The following is a 21,070-nucleotide window of genomic DNA, read 5'->3' on the forward strand; positions in this document are numbered from 1 at the left end:
TACGGGCCATGTACACCCATTCGCACTGCCGGCGCCCGGGCTCTCCGGGCCGCCGGCTTTGTCGTTTCGTGCGGGTGGGAGGTAGCGGGATGCGGGCGACGGCGGGGTGGGCGCTGGCAGTGGTGCTGGCGGGGTGTGGAGGGACGCTGGAGCAGGACGGGATGCCCCTGCACGAGGAGTCGCTGGGCACCATCCGACAGGCCGAGGCCCCCGACGGCCCGGTGGCCTGGGTGCGCTTCGCCCGCGGCGAGGGACTGCAGCTCGGCTCGGCCGTCACGCAGGACCGGGACGGCAACGTGCTCACCACGGTGCTCTTCTCCGGCGGCGCGGACCTGGGGACGGGGCCGCTGGGCCTGGACGACCCGGAGGTGCCGGGCGTCGTGCTCGCGAAGCACGCCGCGGACGGGCGGCTGCTCTGGACGCGGGTGCTCCAGGGTCGTAGGGGCGGGCTGTTGTCCGTGAATGCGCTGGGCACGGACCGGGAGCGGAACGTGCTGCTCGCGGGCTGGAGTGAAGCGGGCGCGGAGCTGGACTCCTCGGGTGGAACAGCGCCGGTGAGGGTGGAGGGCGCCTTCCTCATGAAGCTGGACCACTCCGGGCGGACGCTCTGGACGAAGCGGCTGGCGGGGCATGGCGCCCTGCTGGCGAACGGGTTGGTGACGGACCGCGCGGGCAACGTGTTCATGTCCGGCTCGCTGTACGACGGGAGCCTGGACTTCGGCGGGCAGGTGCTGAGCGCCGTCGGGCTGCGGGCCTTCCTGGCGAAGTATGGGGCGGATGGGACGTTGAAGTGGCTCCATGCGGAAGGCGAGTCCTCGCAGGGCGGAGGCGTCGCGCTGGACGAGCAGGGCGATGCGTACTTCTGCGGTACGGCGCCGGGTGAGTCCTCGGAGGAGCCGAGCACCGGGACGCGGACGGGGCTGCGGCGCCTTGCCTCGGAGACGGGGGCGGTGGTCTGGGCGCAGGAGCTGGAGGACGGGGACTGCTCGGGCGTCGCGGTGCATGGCAACCGCGTGGTGATGACGGGGAGCTTCCTCGGGGCCTTTACGTTTGGCGGGAAGACGTATCGCGCGTCGGACACGCCGGGCGTGCTGGACGCGGATGCCTTCCTGGTGGCGTACACGCTGGCGGGCGAGGAGCGCTGGGCGCGCAACTTCGCACGGGCGAGCACCGGCGTGGCGATGGACCAGGCGGACGGGGTGCTCGTCACCGGGCACTACGAGGGTGGCGACAGCGTAGGGCGCCGGGCGCTGCCTGGGACGGCGGGCTCTCTCGACAACATCTTCGTGGCGAAGCTGGACCGCATCGACGGGACGTTGCGGTGGGTGCGCGGCTTCCCCTCGACGGCGGCGCTGGCCCTGGATGTTTCCGTCACGCGCGAGGGCGAGGGCGTCCTCGTGGGCGCCTTCGGTGGGCCCACGGACTTCGGTGCGGGGAGGGTGGGGCCGGAGGGCGGCTATGACGCCTTCATCCTCCGGCTCGGGAAGTGAACCGCCTCGCCCTCAGTGGTCTCCGTACCGCTTCTCACCCGCCTCCACGCGGGCGGCGAGCCGATTGCCTCGCGGGGGCAGGGGGCACGTCGCGAAGCGGGTGAAGGCGCAGGGCGGGTTGTAGGCGCGGTTGAAGTCCAGCACCACGTGCCCGTCCTTCGGCGCATCCGCGTAGAGGAAGCGGCCCGCGCCATAGGTGGCGTCGCGGTTCGTCTCGTCCGCGAAGATGATGAAGAGCTTGTCGCCCTCTTCCACGGGCGTCAGCCGGTGCTCCTTGCCATTCACGGTGAAGACCAGCGTGCCCGGCACCTTCATCGCCTCCTCGGTGCCCAGGACGTTGGGCACCTGGATGGTGCGCGGAGTCTCCGAGGGCTCGAAGCGCGCGTCCACGCGCCACGCGGCACTCGCCGGGTACGTGGCGATGCCGTGGAACTGCTTGCGCGCGGGCGCCTCCTTGTCCTTCACGCGCACGCCCAGCTTGTCGCCGCGCAGAATCACCTGGAGGCTCATGCTGCCGAGCTTCAGCACGTCCGGAGCGCCAGTCTCGTCCGACTTGACCGCGCCTCCGGTGAAGGGCTTCCCGCCGAGCGTGAGCGCGACGCCGGGCGCGGGCTGGAAGCTGGCGGTGTTCCCCTTGCGCGTGAAGGTGCCCAGCTTCGCGGGAGTGCCCTCCGGGAAGTCGAGGTCGCTCTCCGGCGCGGAGCCGGCGGTCTGCTCGCCCTCCTTCAGCCAGAACAGGCCCACCAGGGTGAGCCAGCCCTCTTCGGACTGGAGGTTCTTGAGGCGCTCCTCCTGCCAGGTGCGGGTGGACGCGGCGAGGTCTTCGGCGGCGGGCTTCGGAGAGGCGGTCATGGTCTTGTCGGCTGCGGGACGGGGCTGCGCGGGCGCGGGCTTCGTGGCCGGCGCGGCGTGGAGGGCGAGAGACAGGGCCAGGGCGAACGGCGTCATGTCGGGTGCCTCGGAAGAGGGAGCTTCAAGGACGGCTCCGGTGGCCCCCTGTCTAACAGGACGCCAGGCGCGGCGCAGGAGCTCGGTGCCGGCCACGGTTGCACGGCCCACATCCTCCGTGCGAAGCCGGGCCTCCGCGTGGACCTCGACCTGAAGCCAGCGCCGCCGCCCGGTGCCTTCCGCAAGCTCGCGCTGGGCACGTGGCGCGCGCCGAGAGACCCCAGTGCATACGCGGCACTGGAGGTGCGCATGGAGCGGGCGCTCGCGTACCTGGAGGCGTACCGCGCGCACACCGGCCGGCGCCTCACGGTGACGCACCTGGTGGCCAAGGCCGCCGCGGACGCGCTGCGCCAGTTCCCCGAGGCCAACGTGCTGCTGCGGTGGAACCGGCCCTCGCTGCGCAGGGACGTGGGCGTCTGCGTGCTGGTGGTGCAGCCCGCGGAGACGGGCCGCGCGGACCTGACCACGGCCACGGTGCACCGCGCGGACACGCTGTCGCTCGGCGCCTTCGTGGAGGAGATGGAGTCGCGCATCTCCGACGTGCGCGCGCGCCGGGACGCCGTCATCGAGCGGGGCAAGCGCCGCTCCTACCGCATCCCCGGGCTGTTCATGGGGCTGGCGCTGCGGCTGCTGTCCTTCGTCTGGTACACGCTGAACGTGGACCTGCGGTGGGTGGGGATGCCGAGGGACCCCTTCGGCTCGGTGGCGGTGACGAGCCTCGGCTCGCTGGGGCTGGAGCGGGGCTACGTGGCGATGATTCCGTACACGCGGGTGCCGCTGCTGCTGGCTCCGGGCGCGGTGCGGCGCGTTCCCGTGGTGGACGGCGGCGTGCTGGTGCCGGGCCGGCAATTGGCGCTCACCTGCACGTGGGACGCGCGCCTCCTCGACGTGGAGCTGATTGCCCGGGTGCTGCGCCACATCGGCGCGGCGCTGGAGGACCCGGAAGGCACGTGGGGGGCGCCGACAGGGGTTCCCGGTGGGGAACCCCCGGGGGCTGTCAGCGGGACGGCGGTGGGGTAGAAAGGAGCTCGTCGCTCCTGGAGGTACCGTCATGCCCGTGGATACGAACCGACGCATCAGCTCCGCCCGCCCCGTGGGCCGCGCGCTGGGTGGGCAGGACCGCTACGAGAAGGAAGCCCTCGAAGGGCCGGCCGAGGGCTCGCTCGCGATGACCCGCCGGCAGCGCCTGTCCGGGGGCCCCGTGAAGGCGGGCGAGGAGAGCCCCTTCGCCGCGAAGCTGCGGCGGCTCGCGGGTGGGACGCCCTCGGACGAAGGGGAGCGCTGAGCTCCATCCCCTGAAAGGTGGTGGAGGAGAAGGGGCCACTAAACCCTGCCTGTTTGGATATTCCTCATTAACTGGTAATATTGGAAATCCAATATTTCCAGGTTTCATGAGGGAGAGCGACGTCTCCCATCCATGGCCCGGAGGGGGGATATCGCAATGAAACGACGCATCATTGGAGCCGCGCTCGTCACCACGGTTCTCGCACTGCTGCCCGCGGTGAGCTGCGGCCCCGTGGAACCGCCCGAGGGCTCCGAGCCTCTAGAGGAGCTCACCTGGGACCTGCTGGAGAGCAGGCGGTTGCGGACGTTCGACGAGTGGCTGGCCAGCTCCGGCTACCAGCTCACGGAGGAGCAGCAGGCCCACCTCGAGCGCGAGGGGATGCTCCTGGGGCTCGTACCGAAGGATGTGCTCCCCATCAGGCACTCCAACGGTGTCGTCGAGGTGTTGCCCGAGAGTCAGGAGCGGCTCACGGAGTGGGACCGTGAGCCGGATTCCATGGCGAAGTTCAGGCTCTGGTGGAGCCTGGGACTCTTCGACCCGGCGGATCCGGTCCAGAAGCAACTCGCCGGTGAGTTCGTGCAGCGCGGCCGTGCCTCCGGCCACACGCTGCAGTCCCTGCTGGGTGACGCGGGCACGGATGCCGGGACGGACGCGGGCACGGATGCCGGGAGGGACGCGGGCACCGATGCGGGGACGGACGCGGGCACGGATGCCGGGACGGATGCGGGCACCGATGCCGGGACGGACGCTGGCACGGATGCGGGCACGGACGCCGGGACGGATGCGGGCACGGACGCCGGGTGCGAAATCAGCGTCACCGTGACGGTCACCCAGGGGGGCGTTGCCAGGAGCAGCGCCACGGCCTGCGAGGATGGGTGGTTCTCCAACACCCTCATCGACAACAAAGGTGGCCAGGCGTGTGGCGCCTCGCTGAGCGTGTCCTCGCAATACACCTCCGCCTGTACCGCCGACGCTGGAGTCTCGGTCAGCGGCCCGAGGATCTGGGGCCAGTCGAGTTCAGCCGGCAGCGCCAGCGTCCCGTCCGATAAGGACACCGCGGGTGCATTCGTCGAAGGGGCCTCCTACAGCGGTGGGCTCAAATCGGAGTTCTGCCTGAATGGCGCGTGCCAGAGCTTCCAGCACTCCATCTCGAGCAACCTCGGCCTGAAGGCCAACGGCCAGTCGAACTCTTCCAGCTCCCACGCCAACCATGTGGCGGGCAAGGCGGAAGGGCAGCACTCGGTCGGCCCCGGGCAGACACCGACCGTGAGCGGCAGCGCGGAGGTGGACCGCACCAGCAACGGAGCGGGCGCGACGAGCTACCACTGGGATCACTCCATGTCGACCGACGCGGACACCATCACCGGCAGCGCGGACTACTCCTTCTGGCTGCTCTACAACCAGGACATGAAGCGGAGCAAAAACGTCTCCATCAACATGCAGTTCAATGCCAGCGCTTGCGCCATCACCGACAATACGAGCGGCACCAGCGCAGCCGGAGTCAGCCAGAGCTGCTGGTCTCAAGTCACCTGCCAGGGCGCGGCGTGTGAGCCCTTCGGCGGAGCCCTCAAATCCTGCGCCTGCCCCCCGAAGTAGCACACGGGTTCGACGTGCCGTCCGGCCGCGCGCGGCCGGCACGTCCCCTCGGGGGATGTCCCAGGCCTGGTTGAAATTCGAAGGGGCGGCTGCCCCGGGGCATCCCGGGGGGGCATCCTGTGCCTGGCGGAGGCGTGGACGGCGATGAAGGTCTACCTGGATGACGAGCGCCCCACGCCCGAAGGCTGGGTTCCGGTGCGATGGCCCGAGGAGGCGATTTCACTGCTCGAGGGCGGGCAGGTGACGGAGCTGAGCCTGGACCATGACCTCGGGGATGACGCGCACGGCACCGGATACGACGTCCTGCTCTGGGTGGAGGAGGCGGTGGCGACGCGGGGCTTCGTGCCGCCGCGCCTCCGCGTGCACTCGGCGAACAGCTCCGCGCGCCTGAAGATGGAGCAGGCCATTGCGCGCATCGAGCGCTTCACTCGCGAGCGCGGGGACGGATGACGGCATCCTGAAAGAAGCCTCCGGGGCGCCAGGAGGGTCGACAGCTCCTTCCTGGCGGCCCGGAGTGGGACGCGCGTGGGGCGCGCTTCACTTCATCGGGTCGGGGGCGGGGCCTGCCGGTTCTGGGGGGCCTGCGGCGCCTGCGGGACGACCTGGATTCGGGTCGCGTAGCTGTCGCCGTCGGCGGCGAGGTTGAACGCGGCCTGCACGGGAGTGCCAGCGCGGAGGCTCTGCACGGAGATGCTCCGGCCGCCTTGCGTGGCGCGCGTCTTGTCGCCCACGAACAGGGTGTAGAGGTCACCGGTCTCCGAGTCGCGGAGCTGGATGCGGTCCTTCGACGTAGCGGCCACCTGGCCCTGCATGAGGACGCTCGCCACCACGGTGTTGTCCGGGTCCGCCGCTGGCGCCGAGCCCACCGAGCCCGAGCCACCGGTGCCTGCGCCACCCGTGCCCGCGGTGTTCGTACGCCGCAGTTCGTCCACCTGCCGCTGGAGCTCCTGGACCTGGGCGCGGAGCTTGGCCACCTCTTGCGAGTCGCGGGTCGCGCCGGCTGCACCCGCGGCGCTCGCGCTTCCACCGCTCACTCCGCCACCGCCAGTGCCACCCGTCGCACCTCCGCTGGCGCCGCCACCCGTTGCACCACCGCTGGCACCTCCACCTGTGGCGCCGCCGCTGGAGCCACCACCCGTTGCTCCGCCAGACGCGCCTCCGCCGGTCGCACCGCCACTCATTCCGCCACCGCTGGTGCCGCCACCACCGGTGCCTGTGCCTGTCGTCCCGGTGCCGCTCACATCCGGGTCGCTGGTGCCCGAGCCGCCCGTGCCTGTCGTGCCAGTGCCACTCGCATCCGAGTCGCTGGTGCCCGAGCCGCCCGTGCCGGTGCCACTCGCATCCGGGTCGCTGGTGCCCGAGCCGCCCGTACCGGTTCCATCAACCGTGCCTGGCCGGGTCTCCGCGCCGGTGTTGGTCTCCGTCGTCGCGCCGCCCGTGGTGCCTGTCGTGCCCTGCGGTTCCGTCGCCTGGGATGTCCCCGCGCCACCCTGGGTGCCAGTGGCACCGCCGCTCGTGGCTCCACCTGCGGCCGCGCCTCCGCCTGAGCCTCCGCCTGCTGATTGGGCGAGCCCCACGCTCGAGAGCAAGAAGCTGAAGGCGAGGGCCGCAGTGGTAATCGCGCGTCGCATGGTCGGTTCCTTTTCCCTTCCCTTCGCAAAGGTGAGGTCCGAGGGCGAGGCGACAAGCGCTCATCGACCGCGCCATGCGACAGCACGGCCGCATGCCAGGCCCCGGAGCGGGAGTCGCACGGTCTGCGCTGGTCACCTGTCACGCAGATGTGACACCCCGCTTCGTTGCCGAGCCACGACATTTCAATATGCTCATGTCGTCATGCCAGCCGCCATCTCCGCCCTGGATGTTCGCTCCGCCTCCCGTCTCTTCAAGGCCCTGGGAGACGAGACCCGCCTGCGCATCGTCGCGCTGCTCAGCCACGGCGAGCTGTGTGTCTGCCACTTCGAGTCCGCGCTCGGGCTGACGCAGTCGAACACCTCCCGGCAGCTCGCGGTGCTGAAGAACGCCGGCATCGTCGAGGCCCGCCGTGAAGGGAGCTGGGTCTACTACCAGCTCGCTCCCCAGCTGGACGAGGTGTGCAGGGTACAGCTCAAGGCGCTAGTGGCCGCCTTCTCCAAGCGGGACGTGCTCCGCGAGGACGTGAAGCGCCTGCTCGAATCCCGCGGCCCCAACGCCTGCAAGTGACGAAGGAATCCATGAGCACCTCCTCTCACGCGGACAGCATCGTCAGAAAGCTCTCCGTCATCGACCGGCTGCTGCCGGTGTGGATTTTCGCCGCCATGGCCTTGGGAATCGGCCTGGGCCGGGCCTTCCCGGACCTGGGTGCGCGGCTGGACACGGTGAAGCTGGACACCGTCTCGCTGCCTATCGCCATCGGCCTCTTGTGGATGATGTACCCGGTGCTGGCCAAGGTGCGCTACGGCGAGCTGGGCCGGCTGCGCGCGCGTGGCAGGCTCTTCACCACGTCGCTGGTGCTCAACTGGGTGGTGGGGCCAGTGCTGATGTTCGCGCTGGCGTGGCTCTTGTTGCCGGACCTGCCGCACTACCGCAACGGGCTCATCCTCATCGGGCTCGCGCGCTGCATCGCCATGGTCCTCATCTGGAACATGCTGGCCTGCGGCAGCAACGAGGTGGCCGCCGTGCTGGTGGCCCTCAACTCCGTCTTCCAGATTCTCTTCTACTCGGTGCTGGGCTGGCTCTTCCTCACCGTCGTCCCGGGCTGGCTCGGCGCGGACGTCGCGGCGTTCGACGTGCCCATGGGGAGCATCGCGAAGAGCGTGCTCATCTTCCTGGGCGTGCCGCTGGTGGCCGGAGCGCTGACGCGGCTCGGGCTCACGCGGCTCAAGGGCGAGGCCTGGTACGAGCAGCGATTCCTGCCGCGCCTGGGGCCCACCGCACTTCTCGGGCTGCTCTACACCATCGTCCTCATGTTCGCGATGCAGGGCGACAAGCTCACCCGCCTGCCAATGGACGTGGTGCGCATCTCGCTGCCGCTGCTCGTCTACTTCGGCATCATGTTCACCAGCGCGTTCTTCCTCTCGCGCCGGTTGGGCTTCAGCTACGAGGAGACGGCGTCCCTCTCCTTCACCGCCGCGGGCAATAATTTCGAGCTGGCCATCGCGGTGGCGGTGGGCGTCTTCGGCATGGCCTCGGGGGAAGCCCTGGCCGGAGTGGTCGGGCCGCTCATCGAGGTGCCCGCGCTCATCGCCCTCGTGTACCTCTCGCTGTGGCTCAAGCGCCGGCTCTTTCCCGCGTCGGGTGAGGCCGTCCTTCCCCGCCGCTTCGACGGCAATGCGCCCTCGTCCCATACAAGTGGGGTCTCACGATGAGCACGGTCATCTTCGCCTGTGTGCACAACGCCGGCCGCTCGCAGATGGCGGCGGCCTTCTTCAACGCGCTGGCGGACCCGGAGAAGGCCCGTGCCGTGTCCGCCGGCACGCAGCCCGGCGAGCGGGTGCACCCGGAGGTGCGGGCCGCGATGGCGGAGGTGGGCATCGACCTGTCGGGTGCACGGCCCCAGCGACTCACGGACGAGCTGGCCCGGGACGCCCGGTGGCTCATCACCATGGGCTGCGGTGAGGCGTGCCCCTATGTGCCGGGGCTGAAGCGCGAGGACTGGCCGCTCGAGGACCCCAAGGGCAAGCCGGTGGAGCAGGTGCGCAGAATCCGCGACGAGGTGGCCTCGCGTGTCGCGCGGTTCGTGGCGGGCCAGGGGTGGGCTCGCGAGGGGACGCACCCGGGCTGAGGAGCCGCGCCCCGAGCCCCTCTGGCGTTACTACCCAACGACGAGCAACCAGCCAGCCACGGGCGCCCACCGAGAGCCTTCGCGCCCGTTCTGTGCTGTCCTGTGAAGGCGCGCGAGTGGACGCGACACAGGAGCCGCCGTGACGGGACGGGAGGGGCCGGTGACCGGGAGCAGGAAGGGAGGCCGCGCCTCCGCGAGAGCCGTGCGTCTGCTCAGCGCCCGTCCCTGGCCGCTCACCATCGCCATCGCCGCCACGCTCGGGCTGCTCATCTACACCGCCACCACCAGCCTGCCCTACCTCATCTCCTCGCCCACCACGGACCCGCACTTCGGCGCGCTCAACGACTGTCTCTCCCGCGCACTGCCCGCGCCCCGGCTCGGCTGGGCCGTGTCCCCGGATGCCTCGCGCGCCGCCGTCTATGGCCCTCGCGCCGTGGCGGTCTGCGGCCCTGACGGCGTCCCCACGCGGATGGACGTGGCGGGAGCGCTCGCCGCCACCTTCGCCGGAGACAACCGGCTCTGGGTCTCCGCCGGAGGCCACCTGCTGCGCGAAGAGCGTGGGGCCCTTCGTCCAGTAGGCGACTTCGCGCCCGTGTCCCTCTCCGGCCATGCGGGCGGGGTGCTCGCCCTGGACGAGGCCGGGCAGCTCGTCTCCGTCTCGTCTGAGGGGGGCGTGCTCGGGCAGGCGACCGTCCCCGGTGCCGGGGCCCGGCTCTCCGTGGGAGCCTCCGGCACCCTGGCCGCCGTGCTCAATCACGGCATCCTCCGCGTCTTCGACGCCCGCACGCTCGCCCCACTGCCCGCCGAGCCCCCGTGCCCCGTGTCGGGCCTGTGGTGGCTGGATGCTCCGGACCGGCTGCTGATCGGCTGCGCGCCAGAGGGGACTCCGGCCTTCACGCTGGACCTGCGCGCCGGGACGCAGGTCCCTGCGCCGGGCACGCCGGCAACGCCTGCACGCCGGCTCCTCGGTCGGGCCCTCTATGTCGAGGGGTGTGACGGTTTTCCGTGCACGGCTCCGCCTCCCTGAGATGTTGGTAGAGGGCTCTGGCACCGCATGTTTCACGGGGCGTCCGAGCATGTGAGCCGTCAGGGTTCACTACCTGACGGACAGGCGCCCTGGGATCCGGCTTGGAATCGACAAGCCCGCGAACTCCCTGGAGATTCGCCCCGCCGGGCGCCGCTCAGAGCACTGCTGCAGCGTTCATCCCGATCAGAGGTTCTCCAGCGTGGACGACACCAAGCTCCCCAATCCCAACGCCAACGGCCGCAAGCGCGCCTCGCGGAAGTCACCCAACAATGGGTCTTCCCACTCCGAGGCCCCCACCCGCGCCGGCTCCGAGCGAGAGAATGTCGCGGCCAACCGGCTGCGGGCCGAGCGTGCGCGCACCCGCGCCGCCGAGCCGAAGGCCGAGGAGCCCGTCATCGGCCGTGGCGGCGGCGCCCGCACGCCTGGCGCGGGAGCGCGCACGCGCAATGGCCACCCCATGCAGCCGCTGCTCGCCGCGCTCCGCTCTGTGCAGGCCGGTGACTTCTCCGTGCGTCTGCCCGGTGGCGGCGCCGACGCGGTCATGGACGACATTGCCCGCGCCTTCAACGCGGTGGTGACGCTCAACTCCGCGATGACGCAGGAGATGGTCCGCGTGGAGCGCGTCGTCGGCCGCGAGGGCCGCATGGGTGAGCGCGTCTCGCTCGGCGACGTCCGCGGCGACTGGGCCACGAGCATCAACTCCATCAACGCGCTCATCGGCGACCTGGTGCAGCCCACCACGGAAGTCGCGCGCGTGCTGGTGGCGGTGGCCGAAGGCGACCTCACCCAGAAGATGGCCCTCGAAATCGATGGCCAGCCGGTGAAGGGCGAGTTCCTCCGCATCGGCACCACCGTGAACGCGATGGTGGACCAGCTCAACTCGTTCGCCGCCGAAGTGACGCGCGTCGCGAAGGAAGTGGGTAGCGACGGCAAGCTGGGTGGTCAGGCCGACGTGAAGGGCGTGTCCGGCGTGTGGAAGGACCTCACGGACAACGTGAACCTGATGGCCAACAACCTCACGGCCCAGGTGCGCAACATCGCCGAGGTGTCGACGGCCGTCGCCAATGGCGACCTGTCCAAGAAGATTACGGTCGACGCGCGCGGAGAGGTCTTCGAGCTGAAGAGCACCATCAACACGATGGTGGACCAGCTCAACGGCTTCGCCTCGGAAGTGACCCGCGTGGCCCGCGAGGTGGGCACCGAGGGGAAGCTGGGCGGTCAGGCCGCGGTGCCCGGCGTGTCCGGCACGTGGAAGGACCTCACGGACAACGTGAACTTCATGGCGTCCAACCTCACCACCCAGGTGCGCGGCATCGTCAAGGTGGTGACGGCCGTCGCCAACGGTGACCTCACCCAGAAGCTGATGGTGCCGTCGCAGGGTGAGATTGCCGCGCTGGGCGCGACGCTCAACAACATGACGGACACGCTCAACGTGTTCGCGCAGCAGGTGACCAGCGTCGCCCGCACGGTGGGTGTCGAGGGCAAGCTGGGCGCCCAGGCCCAGGTGCCCGGCGCCGCTGGCACGTGGAAGGACCTCACCGACAATGTGAACCTGATGGCCAACAACCTCACGGCCCAGGTCCGCAACATCGCCGAGGTCACGACGGCCGTCGCGAAGGGCGACCTGTCCAAGAAGATCACCGTGGACGTGAAGGGCGAGGTGATGGAGCTGAAGGACACCATCAACACGATGGTGGACCAGCTCCGCGCCTTCGCCTCCGAGGTGACGCGCGTCGCCCGCGAGGTGGGCACCGATGGAAAGCTCGGTGGCCAGGCCGACGTGAAGGGCGTTGCCGGCGTCTGGAAGGACCTCACCGACAACGTGAACTACATGGCCTCCAACCTCACCACGCAGGTGCGAAACATCGCGCTGGTGACGACCTCGGTGGCCAATGGTGACCTGTCCAAGAAGATTACGGTCGACGCTCGCGGCGAGATTCTGGAGCTGAAGAACACCATCAACACGATGGTGGACCAGCTCAACTCGTTCGCCTCGGAAGTGACGCGCGTCGCTCGTGAAGTCGGTACGCACGGCAAGCTGGGCGGTCAGGCGGAAGTGCGCGGCGTGTCCGGCACGTGGAAGGACCTCACGGACAATGTGAACGTGATGGCCGTCAACCTCACCACCCAGGTGCGCGGCATCGCCAAGGTGGTGACGGCCGTCGCCAATGGTGACCTCACCCAGCGCCTGAAGATGGAGGCCAAGGGCGAGGTCGCCGAGCTGGCCGACACCATCAACGCGATGACGCAGACGCTGTCCATCTTCGCCCAGCAGGTCACGGACGTGGCCCGCACGGTGGGCGTGGAAGGGAAGCTGGGCGCCCAGGCGGTGGTGCCCGGAGTGGCCGGCACGTGGAAGGACCTCACGAACAACGTGAACCTCCTCGCGAACAACCTCACCGACCAGGTCCGTAACATCGCCGAGGTGACGACGGCCGTCGCGAAGGGCGACCTGTCGCGCAAGATTACGGTCGACGCGAAGGGCGAGGTGCTGGAGCTGAAGAGCACCATCAACACGATGGTGGACCAGCTCCGCGCCTTCGCTTCCGAAGTGACGCGCGTCGCGAAGGAAGTCGGTACGGAAGGAAAGCTCGGTGGTCAGGCCGACGTGAAGGGCGTGTCCGGCGTCTGGAAGGACCTGACGGACAACGTGAACTTCATGGCGTCCAACCTCACCAGCCAGGTGCGCGGCATCGTGCGCGTGGTGACGGCGGTCGCCAACGGCGACCTGAGCCAGAAGCTGACGATGGAAGCGAAGGGCGAGATTGCCGCCCTCGCGGACACCATCAACGCGATGACGCAGACGCTGTCCATCTTCGCCCAGCAGGTGACGGACGTCGCCCGCACGGTGGGTGTCGAGGGCAAGCTGGGCGCCCAGGCGGAGGTGCCGGGTGTCGCGGGCACGTGGAAGGACCTCACGAACAACGTGAACCTGCTCGCGAACAACCTCACCGCGCAGGTGCGAAACATCGCGGAAGTCACCACGGCCGTCGCGAATGGTGACCTCTCCAAGAAGATTACGGTCGATGCGAAGGGCGAGGTGCTGGAGCTGAAGAGCACCATCAACACGATGGTGGACCAGCTCCGCGCGTTCGCCGCCGAGGTGACTCGCGTCGCCAAGGAAGTCGGTACGGAAGGCAAGCTGGGCGGCCAGGCCGACGTGAAGGGCGTGTCCGGCGTGTGGAAGGACCTCACGGACAATGTGAATGTCCTCGCCGGCAACCTCACCGACCAGGTGCGAAACATCGCCAAGGTCACGACGGCCGTCGCCAACGGCGACCTGTCGCAGAAGATCACCGTGTCCGTGAAGGGCGAGGTGCTGGAGCTCAAGAACACCATCAACACGATGGTGGACCAGCTCCGCGCGTTCGCCTCCGAGGTGACTCGCGTCGCCAAGGAAGTCGGCACGGAAGGCAAGCTGGGCGGTCAGGCCGCGGTGCCCGGAGTCGCGGGCGTGTGGAAGGACCTCACGGACAATGTGAATGTCCTCGCCGGCAACCTCACCGACCAGGTGCGAAACATCGCCAAGGTGACGACGGCTGTCGCGAACGGCGACCTGTCGCAGAAGATCTCCGTCGAGGCGCGCGGCGAAATCCTGGAGCTGAAGAGCACCATCAACACGATGGTGGACCAGCTCCGCGCCTTCGCCGCCGAGGTGACTCGCGTCGCGAAGGAAGTGGGTACGGACGGCAAGCTGGGAGGGCAAGCCGCGGTGCCGGGTGTCGCCGGTACGTGGAAGGACCTCACGGACAACGTGAACAGCATGGCCTCCAACCTCACCGCGCAGGTGCGAAACATCGCGCTGGTGACGACGGCGGTCGCCAACGGTGACCTGTCCAAGAAGATTACCGTCGACGCGAAGGGCGAAATCCTGGAGCTGAAGGACACCATCAACATCATGGTGGACCAGCTCAACAGCTTCGCTTCCGAAGTGACGCGCGTCGCTCGTGAAGTCGGTACGGAAGGAAAGCTGGGGGGGCAGGCGGAAGTGCGCGGCGTGTCCGGCGTCTGGAAGGACCTGACGGACAACGTGAACTTCATGGCCCGCAACCTCACCACGCAGGTGCGCGGCATCGTCAAGGTCGTGACGGCCGTCGCCAACGGCGACCTGAAGCAGAAGCTCGTCGTCGAAGCGAAGGGCGAGGTGGCCGCGCTCGCGGAGACCATCAACAACATGACGGACACGCTGGGCACCTTCGCCGAGCAGGTGTCCACGGTGGCCCGCGAGGTGGGTGTCGAAGGGAAGCTCGGCGGTCAGGCCCGCGTGCCCGGTGTGGCCGGCACGTGGAAGGACCTCACCGACAACGTGAACTTCATGGCGTCCAACCTCACCACCCAGGTGCGCGGCATCGTGCGCGTGGTGACGGCCGTTGCAAACGGTGACCTGACCCAGAAGCTCATCGTCGACGCGAAGGGCGAGGTGGCGGCGCTCGCGGACACCATCAACAACATGACGGACACGCTGGGCACCTTCGCCGAGCAGGTGTCCACGGTGGCCCGCGAGGTGGGTATCGAAGGAAAGCTGGGCGGCCAGGCCCGCGTGCCCGGTGCGCGGGGCACGTGGCGGCAGCTGACCGACAACGTGAACCAGCTCGCCGGCACCCTGACGAGCCAGCTGCGCGCCATCTCCGACGTCGCCACCGCGGTGACGAAGGGCGACCTGACTCGCAGCATCACCGTCGTCGCGGAAGGCGAAGTCGCCGCGCTGAAGGACAACATCAACCAGATGATCGTCAACCTGCGTGAGACCACGCAGAAGAACCAGGAGCAGGACTGGCTCAAGACGAACCTGGCGAAGTTCTCCGGCATGATGCAGGGCCAGAAGAGCCTGGACGCCGTCAGCCGCCTCATCATGAGCGAGCTGACGCCGCTGGTCTCCGCCCACCACGGCGCCTTCTTCCTCGTGGACGGCGAGTCCGGCACGCCGCTGCTCAAGCTCACCAGCACCTACGCGTACCGGGAGCGCAAGCACATCGCCAACCGGTTCCGCCTGGGCGAGGGGCTCGTCGGTCAGGCCGCCCTGGAGCGGAAGACGATTCTGCTCACCAAGGTGCCCTCGGACTACATCACCATCTCCTCGGGCCTCGGTGAGTCCGCGCCGCTCAACATCATCGTCCTGCCCGTCCTCTTCGAGGGCGAGGTCAAGGCGGTCATCGAGCTGGCGTCGTTCCACCCGTTCAGCGCGATTCACCAGATCTTCCTGGACCAGCTCACCGAGAGCATCGGCGTGGTCCTGAACATGATCATCGCCAACATGCGCACGGAGCAGCTGCTGCTCCAGTCGCAGGGCCTCACGCAGGAGCTGCAGAGCCAGTCCAAGGAGCTCACGCAGCAGCAGGACCAGCTCAAGCGCACCAACATCGAGCTGGAGGAGAAGGCGAAGCTGCTCGAGGAGCAGAACCGGCGCGTCGAGGAGAAGAACAACGAGGTGGAGCGCGCCCGCGTCAGCCTCGAGGAGAAGGCGGAGCAGCTCACCGTCATCTCCAAGTACAAGAGCGAGTTCCTGGCCAACATGAGCCACGAGCTGCGCACGCCGCTCAACTCGCTGCTCATCCTCGCCAAGCTCCTGGCGGACAACAAGGACGGCAACCTCAGCAACAAGCAGGTCGAGTACGCCAACACCATCTACGCGTCCGGCGGAGACCTGCTCAGCCTCATCAACGAGATTCTGGACCTCTCCAAGGTGGAGGCCGGGAAGATGCAGGTGGAGCCGCGGGACATCGTCCTGTCGGAGCTCAACCAGTTCATCGACCGGGGCTTCCGCCCGGTGGCGGAGCAGAAGGGGCTGGCCTTCACGGTGGAGGTGGCGCAGGGCTCGCCGCGGCACATCCGCACGGACCCGCAGCGCCTGCAGCAGGTGCTGAAGAACCTGCTGTCCAACGCCTTCAAGTTCACCGACGAGGGCAGCGTCCGGATGAAGGTGTCGCTGGCCGAGAAGACGGTGCGGTTCGACCACGAGGTGCTCAGGCGCTCGCGGCACGTCCTCGCCTTCGCGGTGACGGACACCGGCATCGGCATCGCCAAGGACAAGCAGCGCCTCATCTTCGAGGCGTTCCAGCAGGCGGACGGCTCCACCGCGCGCAAGTACGGCGGCACCGGCCTGGGCCTCTCCATCAGCCGCGAAATCGCCAAGCTGCTGGGCGGCGAAATCCACGTGCAGAGCGAGCCGAAGAAGGGCAGCACCTTCACGCTGTACCTGCCGCCCGAGTACGTTGGCCCGGAGGACGACGGCCTGCCGCCGCTGTCCGTTACCAGCGACGGCATCCCCCGCGTGCCCGCGGCGCTCGAGCCCCTGTCCGCGGTCTCCGTGCCGCCGGCTCCGGCCCCGGCCCCCGTGACACCGACCGCGGCGGAGAGCAGCCACGTGCTGGATGCGGCCCTGCCGCCGCAGGTGGAGTCCTCGCTCGCGCCCGTCTCGGTGGAGGATGACCGCGAGCACATCCGCGAGGGGGACCGCGTCCTCCTCGTCATCGAAGACGACGTGAAGTTCGCCCGCATCATGGTGCAGATGGCGCGGGAGAAGGGCTTCAAGGCGCTGGTCGCCACCCGCGGTGACACCGGCCTGTCCATGGCCAACGAGTACCAGCCGCACGCGATTACGTTGGACATCCAGCTGCCCGTGGTGGACGGCTGGAGCGTGCTGGACCGCCTCAAGCGCAACGCGCGCACGCGGCACATCCCGGTGCACGTCATCAGCGTCATGGACAAGCACCAGGGCAACGCGCAGGGCGCCTTCGGCTACCTCACCAAGCCCGTCAGCAAGGAGGGCCTGGAGCGCGTCTTCAACCAGCTCTCCAGCTTCCTGGAGCGCAAGGAGCGCAGGCTGCTGCTGGTGGAGGACGACGACGTCCAGCGCGACAGCCTCGTGAAGCTGCTCAGCGAGGGCGGCGACGTGGCCGTCACCGCCGTGGCCACCGGTGAAGAGGTCCTCCAGAAGCTGGAGGAGAACGAGTACGACTGCCTCGTCATCGACCTGCTCCTGCCCGACACGGACGGCACCAAGCTGGTGGAAGAGGTGAAGACGCAGCAGCGCTTCCGGGATTTGCCCATCGTCGTCTACACGGGCAAGGAGCTGACGCCCAAGGACGAGGCCCGGCTGCGCCGCTACACCGGCAGCGTCATCCTCAAGAGCGGCTCCAAGAGCCCGGAGCTCCTGCTCAGCGACACGGCGCTCTTCCTCCACCGCCTGGACCAGAACCTGCCGCCGCGCGCGCGGGCCGCCCTGTCCCAGCGCAACGAGAAGGACGCGGAGCTCACCTCCCGGAAGGTGCTCGTCGTCGACGACGACATGCGCAACATCTTCGCCCTCACCAGCGTGCTGGAGAACCACGGCATGCAGGTGGTCTTCGCGGAGAACGGGCGGGCCGCCATCGAGATGCTGGAGCAGCACCGTGACGTCGACATCGTCCTCATGGACGTGATGATGCCGGAGATGGACGGCTATGAGACCATGCGTGCGATTCGCAAGGACCTCAAGTACGCCAGCCTCCCCATCATCGCCGTCACGGCGAAGGCGCTGAAGGACGACCGCGAGAAGTGCATGGCCGCCGGGGCGAGCGACTACCTGCCCAAGCCGGTGGATACCGACAAGCTGCTCGAGCTCATCCGTTTGTGGGTGAGCGCCTGACAGCCTGAGTGATGGCTAGCACACGGCTGGTCTCCGTCGGGCTTGGGCCCGACGGAGGCTGCGCCTAGCCTCTTGAGCCATCCTTTCATCCCATCTCCATGACGCCTAGCGAACACATCCCGGCCGAACGCACCCAGGACGGCGCCGCACGCCCCCGGGCGAGCATCCTGATGGTGGATGACCACCCGTCCAACCTGCTGGCGTTGGAGGCCATCCTCGATCCGCTGGGTCAGGAGCTGGTGAAGGCCACCAGCGGTGAGGAAGCGCTCAAGTTCCTGCTCAAGCGCGACTTCGCCGTCATCCTGATGGACGTGCAGATGCCGGGGCTGGACGGCTTCCAGACGGCGACCATCATCAAGCAGCGCGAGCGCACGCGCACCATTCCCATCATCTTCCTCACCGCGCTCAGCCGCGACGCGGCCCACGTCTTCAAGGGCTACGCGCACGGCGCGGTGGACTACCTGCTCAAGCCGTTCGACCCGGAAATCCTCCGCTCCAAGGTCAGCGTCTTCGTGGACCTGTTCCTCAAGGAGCAGCAGATCCAACGGCAGGCGGCGCAATTGCGCCAGCGCGAGCGCGAGTCCCTGGAGCGGCAGAGCGAGCTGCGCTACCGGCGGCTCACCGAGTCGCTGCCCGAGGTCATGTGGGCCGCGCGGCCGGACGGCTCGTTCACCTACGCCAACCGCGCCGGGCGCGACTACACCGGCATCCAGGAGGACGAGCCGTTGTCGCTCGCCACCTTCCTGGACTTCGTCCACCCGCTGGACCGCGAGGACATGCGCGGCGTGTGGGAGCAGGCCATCCGCCTGGGCCAGCGTGTGGAGCGCGAGTTCCGCCTGCGCCGCTTCGACGGCGTCTACCGCTGGCACCTGGCGCGCGCGGTGCCGGAGCGCGACGAGTCCGGACAACTGGTGGGCTGGATTGCCATCGCCACGGACATCGACGACAAGCGCCGGGCGGAAGAGGCCCTGGGGCGCTTCAAGACGACGCTGGACGCCACGCTCGACTGCGTCCTCATGTTCTCTCCCGACTCGCTGACGCTCACCTACGCCAACGCGGGCGCGGCCAAGCAGCTTGCCGGCACCGTGGACGAGCTGGTGGGGCTGTCCGTGCTGGAGGTGGAGGGCGCCTTCGACGACGCGGGCTACCGCAAGCTGCTGGCCCCGCTGCTCAGCGGCACGCTGCCGAGCCAGACGTACTCCACCACCCACCGCCGCCGGGACGGCAGCGAGGTGCCGGTGGAGGTGGTGCTCCAGTACGTGGCCGCCGACGAGGGCCCGGGCCGCTTCATCTCCGTGGCGCGCGACATCACCGAGCGGCAGCGCGCGGAGACGGCACTGCGGCTGGCCAGCGAGGCCAAGGATGCCTTCCTCGCCGCGGCCAGCCACGAGCTGCGCACCCCGCTGGCGGCGGCCAAGGGCCACGCGCACCTGGCGCTGCTCAAGCTGGGCAACGAGACGGAGGCCGGCCCGGGCAAGTCGCTGAAAATCATCAACCGGCAAATCGACCGGATGGCCAAGCTGGTGGAGGACCTGCTGGACATCAGCCGGCTCCAGGCGGGCCGTCTGTCGCTGGAGCTGGAGCGCTTCGACATGAGCGACCTCGTGCGCGAGACGAGAGACCGCATGGCGGTGCTCTCCCAGGGGCACGAGCTGCACGTGGAAATGCCGGAGCACCTGGAGGGCACGTGGGACCGCGGGCGCCTGGACCAGGTGCTCACCAACCTCCTGTCCAACGCCATGCGCTACTCCCCCGAGGGCGGGCCGGTGCTGGTGCGGCTCACCGGCGAGGGCGAGGCGGGCGTGCACCTGGCGGTGAAGGACCGCGGGGTGGGCATCCCCAAGGAGAAGCAGTCGCTCATCTTCGAGCGCTTCGGCCGCGCGCACGGCAGCAAGTACGGCGGCCTGGGGCTGGGGCTCACCATCAGCCAGGGCATCGTCGAGCAGCACGGCGGCCGCATCTGGGTGGAGTCCGCGGGCCAGCCCGGCGAGGGCTCCACCTTCCACGTGTGGCTGCCGCGCGAGACGGTGCCGCAACTGGCCACCGTGCACCAGGCGTCCAGCACCCGCACCGCGAGCTGAGGGCCGCGCTCCGCGCTACTGCACCCGGGGCGGCCCCCCGGGGCGCAGCGGGCTCACGCCCGTCACCGACAGCACCCGCGTGGAGGGCTCCAGCCGGTACGTCACCACGTGGTTGGAGGCGCGCAGCTCGAACTCCTCCGCCGCCTCCTCGTCGCTGACCCACTGGCGCAGGCCCACCGTCGCGGCGACGCCCGCGAGGAGCGAGTCCAGCACCGCGCGGTCCCCCGGGGCCAGCGCGGACCACGCGGCACGCGCCTCCCACGCGGTGGCGACCCGCCACGCTCCGCCCTTCTTCCTTCCCATGCTCACGCGGAGCCGGGGGTCCGGCGGATGTCCACCAGCATGAGGGTCCGTGCCGTGTCGTCCCGCTCGTAGGTCACCACCAGCGTGGCCACGGTGAGGTGCTGCCGGGCCGGCTGCTCGGTGATGGGCGCATTCAGCCTTCCGTACTTCGCGGCCAGGTCATCCACGGCGTGCTGGAACGCATCGAAGAGGGCGGTGGACATCAGCCCGACTTCCTTCCACGCCTGGGACGTGAAGACGACGCGGTAGGGTCCGGTGGCTTTGGGGAGGGTGCGTTGCATTGTGCTGGGCAGGCTGGGGGGACGCGGAATGCTGTCACGGGGGACCCGGCCCACGACTCCCTGGCCACAGGGCTTCGCCGGACTCCAGGCGACGGCATTCCATCGAGTGACTTCAGAGGGGGAACGGCAATATCCGCCGGGTCCGGGTGGGAACATCCGCCCACCCGTCGGCGGGGTGCTCGCGACCGGCTTCTTCGCCGGCCGGGTGGCTCGCTACCGGGAGGCTGACGGGGGCGGAATGGTGGTCAGCCGGAGCGTGACTTCCGTCAGCCGGATGGCGGCCCGCGCGGAGTCCACCTGGTACAGCAGGACGAAGTCCCCCACGGTGAGCGACAGCGCCGTGTCCACCCCGGCCTCCTCGATGAAGCGTGGGTCTGGCAGCCGCCCTTCGGAGGCGAGCGTCGCCAGCGCCGTCAGCCGCTGCTGGAGGACCCCATAGTCTTGATGGGAGAGGTGGCCGAGCTGGCGCCATGCGGACGGCGCGACCTCGACTGCGTACGAGGGGAAGGATGGGGGTGTGGGGGATTCCATGCGCACCCACCCCAAAGCAACCTCCGCACCAGCCCGAAGGTGCCAGGAATCAGACGTTTGGCTCATGCCCGGGGGAGGGAGCCTGTAGGAATTCCGGAGCCGCTCGCACCGGGGTCTGTAACTTTTGCGAGTCGCGTGTCT

The 21,070-nt window shown here is 69.2% G+C and carries 16 protein-coding genes; 11 read left to right on the forward strand and 5 right to left on the reverse strand.

Going from position 1 to position 21,070, the window contains the following annotated elements; genetic code table 11:
* Nucleotides 1-89 precede the first annotated feature (89 nt).
* Nucleotides 90-1,490: a hypothetical protein gene (locus OV427_RS26790; protein ID WP_267859013.1), complete on the forward strand. Its 1,401-nt coding sequence runs from the start codon at nt 90-92 to the stop codon at nt 1,488-1,490.
* A 12-nt stretch (nt 1,491-1,502) separates the two neighbouring features.
* Here OV427_RS26790 and OV427_RS26795 read toward each other — a convergent pair whose 3' ends face one another.
* The gene (locus OV427_RS26795; protein ID WP_267859014.1) at nt 1,503-2,438 is read right to left on the reverse strand and encodes a DUF1684 domain-containing protein; all 936 of its coding nucleotides are present in this window, start codon (nt 2,436-2,438) and stop codon (nt 1,503-1,505) included.
* A 138-nt stretch (nt 2,439-2,576) separates the two neighbouring features.
* On the opposite strand from OV427_RS26795, the gene OV427_RS26800 reads away from it, so the two are divergent.
* From OV427_RS26800 to OV427_RS26815, 4 genes are all read left to right on the forward strand, one after another.
* Nucleotides 2,577-3,458, forward strand: coding sequence for a 2-oxo acid dehydrogenase subunit E2 (locus OV427_RS26800; RefSeq protein WP_267859015.1), 882 nt, complete (start codon nt 2,577-2,579; stop codon nt 3,456-3,458).
* A 31-nt stretch (nt 3,459-3,489) separates the two neighbouring features.
* Nucleotides 3,490-3,723, forward strand: coding sequence for a hypothetical protein (locus tag OV427_RS26805; RefSeq protein WP_267859016.1), 234 nt, complete (start codon nt 3,490-3,492; stop codon nt 3,721-3,723).
* A gap of 156 nt (nt 3,724-3,879) precedes the next feature.
* On the forward strand, nt 3,880-5,319 hold the full coding sequence (locus OV427_RS26810; protein WP_267859017.1) for a hypothetical protein: 1,440 nt from the start codon (nt 3,880-3,882) through the stop codon (nt 5,317-5,319).
* Nucleotides 5,320-5,463: 144 nt separating this feature from the next.
* Nucleotides 5,464-5,769, forward strand: coding sequence for a cyclic-phosphate processing receiver domain-containing protein (locus OV427_RS26815; RefSeq protein WP_267859018.1), 306 nt, complete (start codon nt 5,464-5,466; stop codon nt 5,767-5,769).
* 92 nt (nt 5,770-5,861) lie between these two features.
* Here OV427_RS26815 and OV427_RS26820 read toward each other — a convergent pair whose 3' ends face one another.
* Nucleotides 5,862-6,950, reverse strand: coding sequence for a hypothetical protein (locus tag OV427_RS26820; RefSeq protein ID WP_267859019.1), 1,089 nt, complete (start codon nt 6,948-6,950; stop codon nt 5,862-5,864).
* Nucleotides 6,951-7,152: 202 nt separating this feature from the next.
* Here OV427_RS26820 and OV427_RS26825 point away from each other — a divergent pair, with 202 nt between their 5' ends.
* The 6 genes from OV427_RS26825 to OV427_RS26850 all read left to right on the forward strand — a co-directional run bounded on the left by OV427_RS26825 (nt 7,153) and on the right by OV427_RS26850 (nt 19,814).
* Complete coding sequence (locus tag OV427_RS26825; RefSeq protein WP_267859020.1) at nt 7,153-7,518, forward strand: ArsR/SmtB family transcription factor; 366 nt, start codon at nt 7,153-7,155, stop codon at nt 7,516-7,518.
* 11 nt (nt 7,519-7,529) lie between these two features.
* Entirely contained in the window at nt 7,530-8,663 is a 1,134-nt protein-coding gene (arsB, locus tag OV427_RS26830; RefSeq protein ID WP_267859021.1) for an ACR3 family arsenite efflux transporter, read from the forward strand.
* On the forward strand, nt 8,660-9,079 hold the full coding sequence (locus OV427_RS26835) for an arsenate reductase ArsC (RefSeq protein ID WP_267859022.1): 420 nt from the start codon (nt 8,660-8,662) through the stop codon (nt 9,077-9,079). Before arsB ends, OV427_RS26835 begins: the two co-directional genes overlap by 4 nt.
* Nucleotides 9,080-9,281: 202 nt before the next feature.
* Nucleotides 9,282-10,106 (forward strand): hypothetical protein, encoded by an 825-nt coding sequence (locus tag OV427_RS26840; protein WP_324289994.1) that lies wholly within the window; start codon nt 9,282-9,284, stop codon nt 10,104-10,106.
* Nucleotides 10,107-10,563: 457 nt separating this feature from the next.
* Complete coding sequence (locus OV427_RS26845) at nt 10,564-17,733, forward strand: HAMP domain-containing protein (RefSeq protein ID WP_420718367.1); 7,170 nt, start codon at nt 10,564-10,566, stop codon at nt 17,731-17,733.
* 98 nt (nt 17,734-17,831) lie between these two features.
* Nucleotides 17,832-19,814 (forward strand): PAS domain S-box protein, encoded by a 1,983-nt coding sequence (locus OV427_RS26850; protein WP_267859025.1) that lies wholly within the window; start codon nt 17,832-17,834, stop codon nt 19,812-19,814.
* A gap of 15 nt (nt 19,815-19,829) precedes the next feature.
* Here the strand turns inward: OV427_RS26850 and OV427_RS26855 are convergent, their stop codons facing one another.
* From OV427_RS26855 to OV427_RS26865, 3 genes are all read right to left on the reverse strand, one after another.
* On the reverse strand, nt 19,830-20,117 hold the full coding sequence (locus OV427_RS26855) for a hypothetical protein (RefSeq protein ID WP_267859026.1): 288 nt from the start codon (nt 20,115-20,117) through the stop codon (nt 19,830-19,832).
* 2 nt (nt 20,118-20,119) lie between these two features.
* Nucleotides 20,120-20,320, reverse strand: coding sequence for a hypothetical protein (locus OV427_RS26860; protein ID WP_267859027.1), 201 nt, complete (start codon nt 20,318-20,320; stop codon nt 20,120-20,122).
* Nucleotides 20,321-20,611: 291 nt separating this feature from the next.
* Nucleotides 20,612-20,929: a type II toxin-antitoxin system RelE family toxin gene (locus tag OV427_RS26865; protein ID WP_267859028.1), complete on the reverse strand. Its 318-nt coding sequence runs from the start codon at nt 20,927-20,929 to the stop codon at nt 20,612-20,614.
* Nucleotides 20,930-21,070: the final 141 nt, after the last annotated feature.

This window comes from Pyxidicoccus sp. MSG2, assembly GCF_026626705.1.
Taxonomy (GTDB): Bacteria; Myxococcota; Myxococcia; order Myxococcales; family Myxococcaceae; genus Myxococcus.